Origin of the sequence: Pseudomonas sp. BF-R-24, assembly GCF_019947335.1 — a bacterium.
GTDB classification, from domain to species: domain Bacteria; phylum Pseudomonadota; class Gammaproteobacteria; order Pseudomonadales; family Pseudomonadaceae; genus Aquipseudomonas; species Aquipseudomonas jessenii.
This window is the reverse complement of record NZ_JAGYGG010000036.1, coordinates 44637-60057: the sequence shown is the minus strand read 5'-3', so window position 1 is coordinate 60057 and position 15421 is coordinate 44637. Positions and strand designations below refer to the sequence as shown.

Annotated in this window: 12 protein-coding genes; 7 read left to right on the top strand and 5 right to left on the bottom strand. The window is 60.4% G+C overall.

Annotated elements, in window-relative coordinates:
• Positions 1-209: 209 nt before the first annotated feature.
• The gene (locus KGA98_RS23085; RefSeq protein ID WP_223504004.1) at positions 210-950 is read right to left on the bottom strand and encodes a phosphoadenylyl-sulfate reductase; all 741 of its coding nucleotides are present in this window, start codon (positions 948-950) and stop codon (positions 210-212) included.
• Positions 951-1123: 173 nt separating this feature from the next.
• On the opposite strand from KGA98_RS23085, the gene thrH reads away from it, so the two are divergent.
• On the top strand, positions 1124-1741 hold the full coding sequence (gene thrH, locus KGA98_RS23080; protein WP_057715714.1) for a bifunctional phosphoserine phosphatase/homoserine phosphotransferase ThrH: 618 nt from the start codon (positions 1124-1126) through the stop codon (positions 1739-1741).
• A gap of 109 nt (positions 1742-1850) precedes the next feature.
• Here the strand turns inward: thrH and pabB are convergent, their stop codons facing one another.
• From pabB to KGA98_RS23055, 4 genes are all read right to left on the bottom strand, one after another.
• Positions 1851-3194: an aminodeoxychorismate synthase component I gene (gene pabB / locus KGA98_RS23075; protein ID WP_223504002.1), complete on the bottom strand. Its 1344-nt coding sequence runs from the start codon at positions 3192-3194 to the stop codon at positions 1851-1853.
• A 191-nt stretch (positions 3195-3385) separates the two neighbouring features.
• Positions 3386-4372, bottom strand: coding sequence for an alpha-L-glutamate ligase-like protein (locus tag KGA98_RS23065; protein WP_057715712.1), 987 nt, complete (start codon positions 4370-4372; stop codon positions 3386-3388).
• On the bottom strand, positions 4372-5907 hold the full coding sequence (locus KGA98_RS23060; RefSeq protein ID WP_057715711.1) for an inactive transglutaminase family protein: 1536 nt from the start codon (positions 5905-5907) through the stop codon (positions 4372-4374). Before KGA98_RS23060 ends, KGA98_RS23065 begins: the two co-directional genes overlap by 1 nt.
• Before the next feature lie 5 nt (positions 5908-5912).
• Entirely contained in the window at positions 5913-6449 is a 537-nt protein-coding gene (locus KGA98_RS23055; RefSeq protein WP_046042906.1) for an ATP-dependent zinc protease, read from the bottom strand.
• 297 nt (positions 6450-6746) lie between these two features.
• On the opposite strand from KGA98_RS23055, the gene KGA98_RS23050 reads away from it, so the two are divergent.
• The 6 genes from KGA98_RS23050 to prpD all read left to right on the top strand — a co-directional run bounded on the left by KGA98_RS23050 (position 6747) and on the right by prpD (position 15404).
• Entirely contained in the window at positions 6747-7466 is a 720-nt protein-coding gene (locus KGA98_RS23050) for a GntR family transcriptional regulator (protein ID WP_008048579.1), read from the top strand.
• A complete protein-coding gene (gene prpB / locus KGA98_RS23045) occupies positions 7463-8353 on the top strand; it encodes a methylisocitrate lyase (RefSeq protein WP_008017616.1) in 891 nt (296 codons plus the stop codon). The genes KGA98_RS23050 and prpB overlap by 4 nt, the downstream gene beginning before the upstream one ends.
• A 185-nt stretch (positions 8354-8538) precedes the next feature.
• Positions 8539-9666, top strand: coding sequence for a 2-methylcitrate synthase (gene prpC, locus KGA98_RS23040; protein ID WP_154860690.1), 1128 nt, complete (start codon positions 8539-8541; stop codon positions 9664-9666).
• 205 nt (positions 9667-9871) lie between these two features.
• The gene (gene acnD / locus KGA98_RS23035) at positions 9872-12466 is read left to right on the top strand and encodes a Fe/S-dependent 2-methylisocitrate dehydratase AcnD (protein ID WP_057715708.1); all 2595 of its coding nucleotides are present in this window, start codon (positions 9872-9874) and stop codon (positions 12464-12466) included.
• 66 nt (positions 12467-12532) lie between these two features.
• Positions 12533-13723, top strand: a complete 1191-nt coding sequence (prpF, locus tag KGA98_RS23030) for a 2-methylaconitate cis-trans isomerase PrpF (protein ID WP_102668985.1) — start codon at positions 12533-12535, stop codon at positions 13721-13723.
• Positions 13724-13919: 196 nt separating this feature from the next.
• Positions 13920-15404 (top strand): 2-methylcitrate dehydratase, encoded by a 1485-nt coding sequence (prpD, locus tag KGA98_RS23025; RefSeq protein ID WP_223504001.1) that lies wholly within the window; start codon positions 13920-13922, stop codon positions 15402-15404.
• Positions 15405-15421 lie beyond the last annotated feature (17 nt).

Here is a 15421-nt window from a genome sequence, read left to right as displayed (position 1 = left end):
CGGCGCTTTAGGTAGAAAGGGCGGAACGAGAAGTCTCCCACGGTCCGTACTGGCTAGAGTCGGAATCGAGCTGTTAGTCCCGCCCACCCCTTCAAGTCTAAACATACAAGCGAGCTTGCTCGCGATGGTCGTCAATGAAAACGCTGTATTCCTGACACCCCATGGCGCTCTTGGGTTTATCGCGAGCAAGCTCGCTCCTACAGGGGCATTTACGCTTTCGACTTGCTGATGATATTCCCCGCATGCAGCCCGCATTCCTTCTGCGTCGCTTCTTCCCACCACCAACGGCCTTCACGCTCATGCTGGTTCGGCAGTACCGGGCGGGTGCAGGGTTCGCAGCCGATGCTGATGAAACCGCGTTCGTGCAGGCTGTTGTACGGCAACTCCAGCATGCGGATGTAGCCCCAGATCTCTTCGCTGGTCATTTGTGCCAGCGGGTTGAACTTGTACAGGGTGCGTTCCGGGGTGGAGAACGCGGTGTCGATTTCCATCACCGCGACGGCGCTGCGGGTGCCGGGGCTCTGGTCCCGACGCTGGCCGGTCGCCCAGGCCGCCACGCCTGACAGCTTGCGGCGCAGCGGTTCGATCTTGCGGATGCCGCAGCATTCGCCATGGCCGTCCTTGTAGAAGCTGAACAGGCCTTTTTCCTTCACGAACGGCTCAAGTTTCGTGTAGTCCGGCGACACCAGTTCGATGTCGATCTTGTAGTGCTCGCGCACCTGATCGATGAAGCGGTAGGTCTCGGGGTGCAAGCGACCGGTGTCGAGGCTGAACACTTTGACGTTCTTGTTCAGCTTCCAGGCCATGTCCACCAGCACCACGTCTTCGGCGCCGCTGAAAGATATCCACAGGTCATCGCCGAACTCGGCAAACGCGAGTTTCAGAATGTCCTGGGCGGATTTGTTGGCATAGGTCGTGGCGAGTTCCACGACGTCGAACGTTGGGCTCATCAGGGCGGCTTCCTACAGGTCGGTGGCGCTGGGCGCTCTATATGGGGTCGATGGTAACAAAAAGCTGCACGGGCCGGGGCATCCTCTGCGTTGCGCAGGCAGGCCCGAATCGCTAGAGTTCGGCAGTCTTTTTGCTCGCTCGACTCAATAATCAATACAAATGGGAGTGTCTTGTGGAAATTGCCTGTCTGGATCTTGAAGGTGTGCTGGTTCCGGAAATCTGGATCGCCTTCGCCGAAAAAACCGGGATCGAATCCCTCAGGGCCACTACCCGGGACATTCCCGACTACGACGTGCTGATGAAGCAGCGCCTGCGAATTCTCGACGAGCACGGCCTGAAGCTCTCCGACATTCAGGAAGTGATCGCCACGCTCAAGCCGCTCGATGGCGCCATCGAGTTCGTCGACTGGCTGCGCGAGCGCTTCCAGGTGGTGATCCTGTCGGACACCTTCTATGAGTTCTCCCAGCCACTGATGCGTCAGCTGGGCTTCCCGACCTTGCTCTGCCATCGCCTGATTACTGACGACACTGGGCGTGTCACTGACTATCAACTGCGTCAGAAAGATCCCAAGCGTCAGTCGGTCCTGGCCTTCAAGAGCCTCTACTACCGGGTGATCGCGGCGGGGGATTCCTACAACGACACCACGATGCTGGGCGAGGCCGATGCCGGGATTCTGTTCCATGCGCCGGATAACGTGATTGCGCAGTTCCCGCAGTTCCCGGCGGTGCACACGTTTGAAGCGTTGAAGCAGGAGTTCATCAAGGCATCAAACCGGACCCTGAGCTTGTAATCACATTCCCTGTATGTAGGAGCGAGCCTGCTCGCGATGGTCGTCAACGATAACGCGGGGCACCAGACAGCCCGCGTCGTCAGTTGCTCCATCGCGAGCAGGCTCGCTCCTACAGGTTTTGCAGGGTATCGAGCAGTACCTTCACCTTGGTAATCGACTCCTGATACTCAGCCTGCCACTGCGAGTCCGCGACAATCCCGCCACCGCCCCAGCAACACACCTGCCCGTCCTTGACCAGCAAACTACGGATGGCGATGGAGCTGTCCATTTCGCCGCGTACGTCCAGGTACAGCAACGAACCGCAATACAGGCCGCGCCGGGTCGGCTCCAGTTCGTCGATGATCTGCATGGCACGAATCTTTGGCGCGCCGGTAATCGAGCCGCCGGGGAAGCTGCCGGCGATCAGGTCCAGGGCATCGCGCTCATCCGCCAGTTCACCGGTGACGCTGCTCACCAGGTGGTGCACGTTCGGATAGCTTTCCAGGCTGAACAATTCCGGCACCCGTACTGAGCCTGTGCGGCAGGTGCGACCGAGGTCATTGCGCAGCAGGTCGACAATCATCAGGTTTTCCGCGCGGTCCTTGGGGCTGGCCAGCAATTCGGCGGCGTTCGCGGCGTCCTGCTCGGGCGTCAGGCCTCGGGGGCGAGTGCCCTTGATCGGGCGGGTTTCCACATGGCCCTGGCTGACTTTGACGAAGCGTTCCGGCGACAGGCTGAGTACGGCATCGCCATCAGGCAAGTTCTGGAAGCCGGAAAAAGGCGTCGGGCAAGCAGCGCGTAGCGCACAGTAAGCGGCCCACGGATCACCCAGGCAGGGTGCGCGAAACCGTTGGGCGAAATTGACCTGATAGCAGTCGCCGGCCTGAATGTACTGCTGGATGCGCTCGATGGCCTGTTGATACTCATCGGCGCTCAAGTCGGCAGTCATCGGGGTGAGCAGCTTGAAGGGCGCGCTCGCTTGCGGCGCAGGCTGGCTGAACAGTTCGATCAGGCGCTGACGCTCGCTCTCGGGCAGGGTCGGGTGGAACACCAATTGACTGGTCTGCGAAAGGTGATCGCTGATCAAGGCCCAGCCGTACAAGCCGAAGCGCGCATCAGGCAGATGCAGGTCATCACTGGCCTGGCTCGGCAGGCGCTCCAGATGTCGGCCGAAGTCGTAACTCAGGTAACCGATCAACCCACCGGCAAACGGCAACTCATGATCTGCCGGCAGACTGGCTTCGCCCAGGCGTGTCAGGTTGTCGCGCAGGCGTTGCAGGAAAGCATCGCCACTTTCGTCGGGCGACACCGTCAGTTGTTCCAGTGGCCAGGCGCTGAGCAGGTCATATCGACCGCGGTCGGCGCTGGGGCGGCCACTGTCGAGCAGGACGGCACCGGGTGCATGGCGAATCGCCGCGAAATATTCGGCGGGGTTGGCGCGATAGGGCAGCGGGTGTACGGAACAGGTCAACATGGGCGGGGGAAGTCAGCCATCGAGGCGGGGTGGCGATTGTAGTCCCCTCGGAGAATTGCTCCTAGAGGGGATTGAGTACTGTAGGAGCGAGCTCGCTCGCGATGGTCGTCAACGATAACGCTGTATGCCTGACCCCCCACAGTGTTTTCAGGTTCATCGCGAGCAAGCTCGCTCCTACATAGAGAAGGGCCTCAGCCCTCGACCGCAGGAATATGCCCAAACATCTCCTGCACAAACGCCACGCGCTCTTCGACCGATTCACTCACGCCACGCGCCTTCAGGTCTTCCAGCCGCGCCTCGACCGCATGAGTGCGCAACGTCAGGCCGCAGTCATTGGCAATCTGGATATTCAGCCCCGGCCGGGCGTTGAGCTCCAGAATCAGCGGGCCTTTTTCCTGGTCCAGGACCATGTCGACACCGATGTAGCCCAGGCCGCACAACTCATAGCAACCAGCGGCGAGTTTCATGAAACCGTCCCAGTAGGGCAGTTGCACGCCATCCACTGCATTGGTGGTGTCCGGGTGTTTGTTGATGATGTTGTTCAGCCAGGTGCCGCGCAGGGTCAGGCCGGTGGCCAGGTCCACACCGACGCCGATGGCGCCCTGGTGCAGGTTGGCCTTGCCGTTGGACTGGCGTGTCGGCAGGCGCAACATGGCCATCACCGGGTAGCCCATCAAAACAATGATGCGAATGTCCGGCACGCCTTCGTAACTGATGCTCTTGAAAATCTGGTCCGGAATCACGCGGTATTCGATCAGCGCCCGGTCGCGGTGACCGCCCAGGGAGTAAAGGCCGGTCAGGATGCTGGAAACCTGGTGTTCGATTTCTTCATGGCTGATGATCCGACCGGACACCGTGCGATAACGCCCTTCAAAGCGGTCGGCGATGACCAGGATGCCATCTCCGCCAGCGCCCTGGGCCGGTTTGATCACGAAGTCATTGCGTGCGCCGATGATCTCTTCGAGATTGTCGATTTCCTTCTCGGTGGAGATCACGCCATACAGTTCGGGCACATGGATGCCGGCGGCGATGGCGCGTTCCTTGGTGATGATCTTGTCATCGACGATCGGGTACAGGCTGCGCTTGTTGTATTTGAGCACGTAGTCTGCGTTGCGCCGATTGATCCCCATGATGCCCCGGGCTTCCAGGGCCTTCCAGGTCTTCCAGAGGCCGAACATCAGGCGTCAGCCTTTTTCAGGAAGGCCTTGAAGCGCACCAGTTCGGTCAGGCGGTAACCGCGATAACGACCCATGGCCAGCATGAAGCCCACCAGGATCAGCAGGATCGCCGGGAAAGTGAACACGAAGTACACCAGTTCCGGCACGCTCATGATCAGGTGCGCCAGGGACGCGGCGAACAGCGTGCCGACGGCCACTTTCATGGCATGGCCACCGCCGCGCTCTTCCCAGGTGATCGACAGGCGCTCGATGGTCATGGTCAGGATCACCATCGGGAACAGCGCCACCGACAAACCGCGTTCCAGGCCGAGTTTATGGCTGAGCAGGCTGATGGCCGCAATCAGCACCACCACGAACGTCAGCACCACCGACAGCCGCGGCAGCATTTGCAGTTTCAGGTGTTCGAGATAGGAGCGCAGCGACAAGCCCAGCGCCGTGATGATGGTAAACAGCACGATACCGAAGCCGAGCTGGGTTTCGCGGAAGGCCAGGGCGATCAGCACCGGGGTGAAGGTGCCCAGGGTCTGGATGCCGATCAGGTTGCGCAGGATCAGGATCACCAGCACGCCGATCGGGATCATCACCATGATCATGAAGGTCTGCTGGGTTTGCAGCGGCAGGCCGTACAGCGAGTACTCGAGGAAATTGGCGTCGGTGTTTTCGTCGGTCAGCTTGGCCAGGCGAATGGCGTTCATTTCGCTGTTGTTCAGGCTGAAAGTCACGTTGGCTTTCTTGCCACCATCGACGGTGATCAGGTTTTCGTCGCCGGTCCACCACAGCAGGCGGTCGGTCGGCAGGCCCTGTTCACCGGTTTCCGGGTTGAAGTACAGCCAGTCGGTGCCATTGAAGCTGCGCAGCCACAGTTCCGGCATTTGCGGCTGATCGGCCACCAGGCGGATGGTGTGGACCTTCTCGATCGGCACATGGGCGATGGACAGCAGCAGCTCGACGATTTTCGCCTTGTGCGCCGCGGATGGATCACCGGCCAGCAGCAGTTTCACGTTGTCGTCATTAAGGTTGTTGACCCGCTTGATGGCTTCGCCGACGAAAGTTTCGACATCGGCCGAGTGTTGGCGAATCGGTGCAAGGAGGGCTTCGGCGGCGATTTTTTCCGGGCCTTCGATAGTCATGCTGTCGCGAAAGGTCGGGCCTTTGATCTTGGCTTTCTCACCGGAATAACGCTTGGTCAGCACCAGGCGGTAATACAGCGTCTGATTGCCTTTGGCCCGGCGTGCCGACCAGGTGACCTTGCGGTTGCCGTCGACCCGGTTCACGGCCACGCCGTAGTTGTTGGAGATGAAGCTCTCGTTGAGGCTCACGAAGTCGCGGCTCAGCGGAGGCACGAACATCTGGATCTTGACCGGATCCTTGGCACTGGCGACGAACTCGACCTTGGCGTCGATGTTCCACAGGTCGTCGGTGGCGTCTTCGGTCACCGGGATGCCCAGCACGAAGATCTGATAGGCCGTAACTGAAATGCCCAGCACCACCAGGATGGCGATCAGCAGTTTCAGGTGAAGGGTAAGAGAGCGCATTTGAATTACTCGGCGGTATGAGCGTCGGTGGTGCAGGCAGGTTTGCCGGCAGCATATTTAAGGCTGGGGTCAACCAGAGCATCGAAACGTTTGAGGGCTTCGGAGCCAATCAGTAGCGGGTATTGGAAAGCGCTGCGGTCGGTCAGGTTCACTTCGATGCTGCGCAGGGCCGAGCCCATGCAGATGTCCAGTTCGATCACCGGGCGGGCGGTGTACTTCTTGCCTTCCTCCGGATCGTAGTCGCCGGCCCGGCGCTTGATCTTGCTGACACGGGCCAGCGGGCGTTCGATCGGGTGCGAATGGGCGGCGTCGATGGCCAGGTAAAAGCGCACCCACGACTCGCCGTTGCGTTTGAATCGTTTGATATCCCGTGCACTCAGGGATGCGGTTTTCGCCCCAGTGTCGAGTTTGGCCGCCACTTCCAGATCGATGCCATTGAGCGATGCGTACTCATTAAGGCCATACACGGTCTTTTCCCCGGCCATTGCGAAGCCGGGCAGGCAAAGGAAATAAAGGAAGGTGGGGAAGGGCTTGAGTCTCATAAATCCTGATGCGCAGCGGTCCGACTTGATTCAAGGCCCTGGCATCGCTGCGCAAGCTCCCTCGTATGCCTGTCAGGTTTTTATGACAGGCAGTGCAGATGTGACAAACAAATGCGGGCGGCATTCTAGCACGGTGGTTTGATGGCGCCAGCGCTGGCCGGTGGCTATAAATAGACCGGTTGCTTCGTAATGGTGCAACCGGTTATCAGAAGATTGTCGACAATATCGATTTATACTTTGACTGTGCCGCCAGTATTCGCTAGTTTTTGCGGCACTAGCTTACAAGGTGTCGACAATATGCTGGATCAACTCGATCCCCCGGTTTCTACGCAAGACGATACGGAGACGCTTTCCGAGAACGTCTTCCGACGCATTCAGGCGGCTATCGTCAAAGGCGATATCGCGCCGGGCAGCAAAATCTCCGAACCGGAACTGGCGCGCACCTACGGCATCAGCCGTGGCCCGTTGCGCGAGGCCATCCACCGTCTGGAAGGCCAGCGCCTGCTGGTTCGCGTGCCGCATGTCGGCGCACGGGTGGTGTCGCTCAATCACGCCGAACTGATTGAGCTATACGAAATCCGCGAATCCCTGGAAGGCATGGCCTGTCGTCTGGCCGCCGAGCGCATGAGCCTCGAAGAAATCGACGAGCTGCGTCGGGTCCTGGAAACCCACGAACGCGATGAGGCGTTTCAGGCCGGGAGAGGCTACTACCAGCAGGAAGGCGATTTCGACTTCCACTACCGAATCATCCAGGGCAGCGGTAACCGTACGCTGACCCAAATGCTCTGCGGCGAGCTGTATCAACTGGTGCGCATGTACCGCATCCAGTTTTCCACCACGCCCAATCGCCCGCACCAGGCGTTCGCCGAGCACCACCGAATTCTCGATGCCATCGCCGACCGTGACGGTGAACTGGCCGAGTTGTTGATGCGCCGTCACATCGGCGCCTCCAAACGCAACATCGCCCGTCATTACCAGGACGGCGCTAACCCGACAGCCAAACGAGGTGAGTCATGAGTTTGAACAAGAGCACTCCAGGCCAGCGTTTCCGCGATGCGGTCGCCAGCGAGCATCCATTGCAAGTGGTCGGCGCGATCAACGCCAACCATGCGCTGCTGGCCAAGCGCGCCGGTTTCAAGGCGATCTACCTGTCGGGTGGCGGGGTGGCTGCCGGCTCCCTCGGCGTGCCGGACCTGGGCATCACCGGCCTGGATGACGTGCTGACCGACGTGCGCCGCATCACCGATGTTTGCGACCTGCCGCTGCTGGTGGACGTGGACACCGGTTTCGGTTCCTCGGCGTTCAACGTCGCCCGTACCGTTAAGTCGATGATCAAGTTCGGCGCGGCGGCGATTCACATCGAAGACCAGGTCGGCGCCAAGCGCTGCGGTCACCGTCCTAACAAGGAAATCGTGACCCAGCAGGAAATGGTCGACCGCATCAAGGCTGCAGTCGATGCCCGTACCGATGACAGCTTCGTGATCATGGCCCGTACCGACGCCCTGGCGGTGGAAGGTCTGGAGTCTGCCCTGGATCGCGCCGCCGCGTGCATCGAGGCCGGCGCTGACATGGTGTTCCCGGAAGCCATCACTGAACTGGAAATGTACAAGCTGTTCGCCAATCGCGTGAAAGCGCCGATCCTGGCCAACATCACCGAGTTCGGCGCGACGCCGCTGTACACCACCGAACAACTGGCCGCTGCCGATGTATCGCTGGTGCTGTACCCGCTGTCGGCGTTCCGTGCCATGAACAAGGCTGCGGAAAACGTCTACACCGCGATCCGTCGCGATGGCACGCAACAGAACGTCATCGACACCATGCAGACTCGCATGGAGCTTTACGATCGCATCGACTACCACACCTTCGAGCAGAAGCTCGATGCGTTGTTCGCCGCGAAAAAATGATGAACCCCCTGTACCTGTAGGAGCGAGCCCGCTCGCGATGGGCGTCAACGATAACGCGGGCCCCCTGACACACCGTGGTGTCGGGACCTGCATCGCGAGCAGGCTCGCTCCTACAAGGTCGGGTGTGAATCCCGATCAATGTATTTGCCGATTCCCTAACAAATTCAAGAAAACTGGAGGCAGCAATGGCCGAAGCAAAAGTACTCAGTGGCGCCGGGCTCCGTGGCCAGGTAGCCGGGCAAACCGCACTGTCCACCGTGGGCCAGTCGGGTGCCGGTCTGACCTATCGTGGTTATGACGTACGTGAACTGGCGGCTGACGCACAGTTCGAAGAAGTTGCCTACCTGCTGCTGTACGGCGAACTGCCGAGCAAGGCGCAACTGGCAGCCTACATTGCCAAACTGAGCAAGCTGCGCGACCTGCCGCAAGCGCTCAAAGAAGTGCTGGAACGCATCCCCGCCGACGCCCACCCGATGGACGTGATGCGCACTGGCTGCTCGTTCCTGGGCAACCTGGAGCCGGAGAACAACTTCTCCGAGCAACACGACAAGACTGACCGCCTGCTGGCCGCGTTCCCGGCGATCATGACCTACTGGTATCGCTTCAGCCACGAAGGCAAGCGCATCGATTGCGTGAGTGACGAGCAGTCCATCGGCGGCCACTTCCTGCACCTGCTGCACGGCAAGAAGCCGAGCGAGCTGCACGTCAAGGTGATGAACGTTTCGCTGATCCTCTACGCGGAGCACGAGTTCAACGCGTCGACCTTCACCGCACGTGTTTGCGCCTCGACCCTGTCCGACCTGTATTCGTGCATCACCGCGGCCATCGGCTCGCTGCGCGGTCCGCTGCACGGCGGCGCCAACGAAGCGGCGATGGAAATGATCGAGCGTTTCTCGTCGCCGGAAGACGCGATCAAGGGCACCCTCGGCATGCTCGAGCGCAAGGACAAGATCATGGGCTTCGGCCACGCGATCTATAAGGACAACGATCCGCGTAACGAGGTGATCAAGGGCTGGTCGAAAAAGCTTGCTGACGAAGTGGGCGACAAGGTGTTGTTCCCGGTGTCCGAAGCCATCGACAAGACCATGTGGGAGCAGAAGAAACTGTTCCCGAACGCCGACTTCTACCATGCCTCGGCGTACCACTTCATGGGCATCCCGACCAAGTTGTTCACACCGATCTTCGTCTGCTCGCGCCTGACCGGCTGGGCCGCCCACGTGTACGAACAACGTGCCAACAACCGCATCATCCGTCCAAGCGCCGAATACACCGGCGTTGAGCAGCGCAAGTTCGTACCAATCGAACAACGCTGAATGGTGGAGGCTACCGCACGGGTTACTGACTGAACCGGGAACCACTGTGGGAGCGGGCTTGCTCGCGAAGACGGACTGACATCCAACATTGATGTTGACTGATACACCGCTTTCGCGAGCAAGCCCGCTCCCACATTTGACCGAGTCCAGCTCAGTGCCTGTGCCAGGCCCCACCTTTTGTAACTACCGTGACCGAGTCCTGACGATGAACACACAATTTCGTAAACCGCTGCCCGGCAGCCACCTGGATTACTTCGATGTCCGCGCAGCGGTCGAGGCGATCCAGCCTGGCGCCTACGACACCCTGCCGTACACCTCCCGTGTACTGGCGGAAAACCTTGTGCGTCGCTGCGACCCGGCCACGCTCACCGAATCCCTGAAGCAATTCATCGAGCGCAAGCGCGACCTCGACTTCCCGTGGTTCCCGGCCCGCGTGGTGTGTCACGACATTCTCGGCCAGACCGCGCTGGTCGACCTCGCCGGCCTGCGTGACGCCATCGCCCTGCAGGGCGGTGATCCGGCGCAAGTCAACCCGGTGGTGCCGACCCAACTGATCGTCGACCACTCCCTGGCCGTCGAGCGCGGTGGCTTCGATCCGGAAGCGTTCGAGAAGAACCGCGCCATCGAAGACCGTCGCAACGAAGACCGTTTCCACTTCATCAACTGGACCAAGAAGGCGTTCAAGAACGTCGACGTGATCCCGCCGGGCAACGGCATCATGCACCAGATCAACCTGGAGAAAATGTCTCCGGTGATCCAGGTGCGTGACGGCGTGGCCTTCCCTGATACCTGCGTCGGCACCGACAGCCACACCCCGCACGTCGATGCGTTGGGCGTGATCGCCATCGGTGTCGGTGGTCTGGAAGCCGAAAGCGTAATGCTCGGTCGCGCATCGTGGATGCGTCTGCCGGAAAGCGTCGGCGTCGAGCTGACCGGCAAGCTGCAGCCGGGCATCACCGCCACCGACATGGTGCTGGCGCTGACCGAGTTCCTGCGCAAGCAAAAAGTGGTTGGCGCGTGGCTGGAATTCTTCGGTGAAGGTGCTGCGGCGCTGACCCTCGGCGACCGCGCGACCATCTCCAACATGGCCCCGGAATACGGCGCCACCGCGGCGATGTTCTACATCGACCAGCAGACCATCGACTACCTCAAGCTCACCGGCCGTGAAGACGAGCAGGTGCAGTTGGTCGAGAACTACGCCAAGCAGGTCGGCCTGTGGGCTGACAGCCTCAAAGGCGCGCAATACGAGCGCGGCCTGACGTTCGACCTGTCCTCGGTAGTGCGTAACATGGCTGGCCCGAGCAACCCGCACGCCCGTGTGGCGGTTTCGGATCTGGCCGCCAAAGGCATCTCCGGTCAGTGGGACGATGTGCCAGGGCAAATGCCGGACGGCGCGGTGATCATCGCCGCCATCACCAGCTGCACCAACACCAGCAACCCGCGCAACGTGATCGCCGCCGGCCTGCTGGCGCGCAACGCCAACAAGCTCGGCCTGACCCGCAAGCCGTGGGTCAAGTCGTCCCTGGCACCGGGTTCCAAAACCGTGGCGCTGTACCTCGATGAAGCCGGTTTGACCGATGAGCTGGAACAGCTCGGTTTCGGCGTCGTGGCCTTCGCCTGCACCACCTGCAACGGCATGTCCGGCGCACTGGACCCGGTGATCCAGCAAGAGATCATCGACCGTGACCTGTACGCCACTGCTGTGTTGTCCGGTAACCGTAACTTCGACGGCCGGATTCACCCATACGCCAAGCAGGCGTTCCTCGCATCGCCGCCATTGGTCGTTGCTTACGCCATCGCCGGTACCATCCGTTTCGACATCGAAAAAGATGTGCTGGGCGTTGTCGACGGCAAGGAAATCCGCCTGAAGGACATCTGGCCGAGCGACGAAGAAATCGACGCCGTGGTGAAAGCCTCGGTCAAGCCTGAGCAGTTCCGTCAGGTCTACATCCCGATGTTCGCGATCCACGAAGACACAGGTCCAAAAGTCGCGCCGCTGTACGAGTGGCGCGAGATGAGCACCTACATCCGCCGTCCGCCGTACTGGGAAGGTGCGTTGGCCGGCGCCCGTCCGCTCAAGGGCATGCGCCCGCTGGCGGTGCTGCCGGACAACATCACCACCGATCACCTGTCGCCGTCCAACGCCATCATGCTCGACAGCGCCGCGGGCGAATACCTGGCGAAAATGGGCCTGCCGGAAGAGGACTTCAACTCCTACGCGACTCACCGTGGTGACCACCTGACCGCGCAGCGCGCGACCTTCGCCAACCCGAAACTGTTCAACGAAATGGTTCTGGAAAACGGCAAGGTCAAGCAGGGCTCGCTGGCCCGCGTCGAGCCGGAAGGCAAAGTGATGCGCATGTGGGAAGCCATCGAAACCTACATGGATCGCAAGCAGCCGCTGATCATCATCGCAGGTGCCGACTACGGTCAGGGTTCGTCCCGCGACTGGGCGGCCAAGGGCGTGCGCCTGGCGGGTGTGGAAGCGATTGCCGCCGAGGGTTTCGAGCGCATTCACCGCACCAACCTGGTGGGCATGGGCGTGTTGCCGCTGGAATTCAAGCCGGGCACCAACCGCCACACCCTGGCCATCGACGGCAGCGAAACCTACGACGTGATTGGCGACCGCACCCCGCGTGCCGAGCTGACCCTGGTGATCCATCGCAAGAATGGCGAGCGCGTCGATGTGCCGGTGACCTGCCGCCTCGACACTGCTGAAGAAGTGTCGATCTACGAAGCCGGTGGCGTGCTGCAACGCTTCGCCCAGGACTTCCTCGAAGAATCGGCGGTTGCTGTTTAACACACGCTTTGCAGACACGGGACTTTGAGTCCCGTGTCTGTTTTCAGATTAGGAGTAACGAGCACCATGGCTCATGCACCGCAGATCAAAATTCCAGCGACATACATGCGCGGCGGCACCAGCAAAGGCGTGTTTTTCAGCCTGAAGGATTTGCCTGAAGCGGCACAGGTCCCGGGCCAGGCCCGTGACGCTTTGCTGCTGCGGGTGATCGGCAGCCCCGACCCGTACGACAAACAAATCGACGGCATGGGTGGCGCGACTTCCAGCACCAGCAAAACCGTGATCCTGTCGAAAAGCATCAAGGCCGATCACGATGTCGATTACCTGTTCGGTCAGGTGTCCATCGACAAGCCCTTCGTGGACTGGAGCGGCAACTGCGGCAACCTGTCGGCGGCGGTCGGTTCGTTCGCCGTCAGCAATGGCCTGGTGGACGCCAGCCGCATCCCGCACAACGGCGTGGCGGTGGTTCGCGTGTGGCAGGCCAACATTGGCAAGACCATCATCGCCCACGTGCCGATCACCAATGGTGAAGTACAGGAAACCGGCGATTTCGAACTCGACGGCGTGACCTTCCCGGCGGCCGAAGTGCAGATCGAGTTCCTCGATCCGGCGGCGGACGAAGAGGGCGGCGGCGGTTCGATGTTCCCTACCGGCAACCTGGTGGACGACCTGGAAGTGCCCGGCGTCGGCACCTTCAAGGCGACCATGATCAATGCCGGCATCCCGACGATTTTCGTCAATGCCGAAGACATCGGCTACAAGGGCACCGAGTTGCAGGGCGCGATCAACGGCGACCCGAAAGCCTTGCTGATGTTCGAAACCATCCGCGCTTACGGCGCATTGCGCATGGGCCTGATTTCGAACATTGACGAAGCTGCCAAGCGCCAGCACACGCCAAAAGTGGCCTTCGTCGCCAAACCGGCGGATTACGTATCGTCCAGTGGCAAAGCCATTGCGGCGGGTGATGTCGACCTGCTGGTGCGTGCGCTGTCCATGGGCAAGTTGCACCACGCGATGATGGGTACAGCTGCGGTGGCAATCGGCACGGCGGCAGCGATCACCGGTACGCTGGTTAACCTCGCGGCAGGCGGTATCGAACGCAACGCGGTGCGCTTCGGCCACCCGTCCGGTACCTTGCGCGTCGGCGCCGAGGCCAGCCAGGTCAATGGCGAGTGGACCGTGAACAAAGCGATCATGAGCCGCAGTGCACGGGTGTTGATGGAAGGGTTTGTCCGTGTGCCGGGTGATTCTTTCTAAGATCATCCAAACACCTGTGGGAGCGAGCTTGCTCGCGATGGGGCCAACACATTCAATACGTGTGCTGGCTGATGCACCGCCATCGCGAGCAAGCTCGCTCCCACAGTGACCTGCATTTCAATCATAAGAATTTGTCATTGACTGAGATTGCCCTGAACCGAGGTCCCATCAACGAACACCGCAGAGTGAATCGAACATGAGTGCCAACGTCGACCTGAACAACCGCCCCGACTACGACAAGGTCCTGCAGGACATTGCCGATTACGTCCTCAACTACAAGATCGAGTCAAAAGAGGCGCTGGATACTGCGCGCAACTGTCTGATCGATACCTTGGGTTGCGGCCTGCTGGCCCTGCGTTTTCCCGAGTGCACCAAGCATTTGGGGCCAGTGGTAGAAGGTACTGTCGTGCCATTCGGCGCCCGGGTGCCGGGGACCAGTTACCGGCTCGATCCTGTGAAGGCGGCGTGGGACATCGGCTGCATCGTGCGCTGGCTCGACTACAACGACACCTGGCTCGCGGCGGAGTGGGGGCATCCGTCGGACAACCTCGGCGGTATTCTCGCGGTAGCCGACCATTTATCACAAAAGCACCTGGCTAATGGTGTGGCGCCGCTGACCGTGCGCACAGTGCTTGAAGCGATGATCATGGCCCATGAGATTCAAGGCGTGATTGCCCTGGAAAACTCGTTCAACCGTGTCGGCCTCGATCACGTCATTCTGGTGAAAGTGGCCTCGACCGCAGTCACCGCCAAGCTGATGGGGGCCGATCGCGAGCAGTTGTTGTCGGCGTTGTCCCATGCCTTTGCGGACGGTCAGGCCCTGCGCACATACCGGCATGCGCCGAATGCCGGTTCGCGTAAATCCTGGGCGGCGGGGGATGCGTCCAGTCGTGGCGTGCGTTTGGCGGACATGGCGATGCGCGGCGAAATGGGTATTCCCGGTGTATTGAGTGCCAGGCAGTGGGGGTTTTACGACGTATTGTTCAGCCACACCAACAACGATCTGGCGCTCAAGCCTGAAGACAAGCGTGCGTTCAGTTTCTCGCGACCGTACGGCAGTTATGTGATGGAAAACGTGTTGTTCAAGATCAGTTTTCCGGCCGAGTTCCATGCGCAAACGGCCTGTGAGGCGGCGGTAACCCTGCATCCGCAAGTGCGCAATCGTCTGCACGAAATCGACCGGATCGTCATCACCACTCACGAGTCGGCGATTCGCATCATTTCCAAGGTCGGCCCGCTGGCCAATGCCGCTGATCGCGATCACTGCATCCAGTACATGACTGCCGTGCCGCTGGCCTTTGGCAATCTGGTTGCCGAGTATTACGAAGATGATTTCCATAAGGCGCATCCGATCATCGATGTGTTGCGCGACAAGATGGTGATAGTTGAGGAGCCGCGATTCACCCGTGAGTATCTGGAGTCCGACAAACGCTCCATTGCCAACGCGGTGCAGGTGTTTTTCAAGGACGGGTCGAGTACTGAAAACGTGGTGGTGGAATACCCGATTGGGCATCGTCGACGTCGGGTTGAAGGCATTCCGTTGCTGGAGGACAAGTTCAGGGCGAACTTGCTGACACGATTCACCGGGCAGCGTAGCGAAGAGATTTTTGCGTTGTGCAAGGATCGGCAGAAACTTGAGGCGACACCGGTAAACCGGTTTGTGGATTTGTTTGTTATCTAGAAGACCGAGTTATCGTT

Coding starts and splice junctions, on each gene's coding strand:
- prpF (WP_102668985.1), top strand. CDS start 12,533: ATGGCTCATGCACCGCAGATCAAAATTCCAGCGACATACATGCGCGGC.
- prpD (WP_223504001.1), top strand. CDS start 13,920: ATGAGTGCCAACGTCGACCTGAACAACCGCCCCGACTACGACAAGGTC.
- KGA98_RS23055 (WP_046042906.1), bottom strand. CDS start 6,449: ATGAGACTCAAGCCCTTCCCCACCTTCCTTTATTTCCTTTGCCTGCCC.
- KGA98_RS23085 (WP_223504004.1), bottom strand. CDS start 950: ATGAGCCCAACGTTCGACGTCGTGGAACTCGCCACGACCTATGCCAAC.
- KGA98_RS23050 (WP_008048579.1), top strand. CDS start 6,747: ATGCTGGATCAACTCGATCCCCCGGTTTCTACGCAAGACGATACGGAG.
- prpB (WP_008017616.1), top strand. CDS start 7,463: ATGAGTTTGAACAAGAGCACTCCAGGCCAGCGTTTCCGCGATGCGGTC.
- KGA98_RS23065 (WP_057715712.1), bottom strand. CDS start 4,372: ATGTTCGGCCTCTGGAAGACCTGGAAGGCCCTGGAAGCCCGGGGCATC.
- acnD (WP_057715708.1), top strand. CDS start 9,872: ATGAACACACAATTTCGTAAACCGCTGCCCGGCAGCCACCTGGATTAC.
- pabB (WP_223504002.1), bottom strand. CDS start 3,194: ATGTTGACCTGTTCCGTACACCCGCTGCCCTATCGCGCCAACCCCGCC.
- prpC (WP_154860690.1), top strand. CDS start 8,539: ATGGCCGAAGCAAAAGTACTCAGTGGCGCCGGGCTCCGTGGCCAGGTA.
- KGA98_RS23060 (WP_057715711.1), bottom strand. CDS start 5,907: ATGCGCTCTCTTACCCTTCACCTGAAACTGCTGATCGCCATCCTGGTG.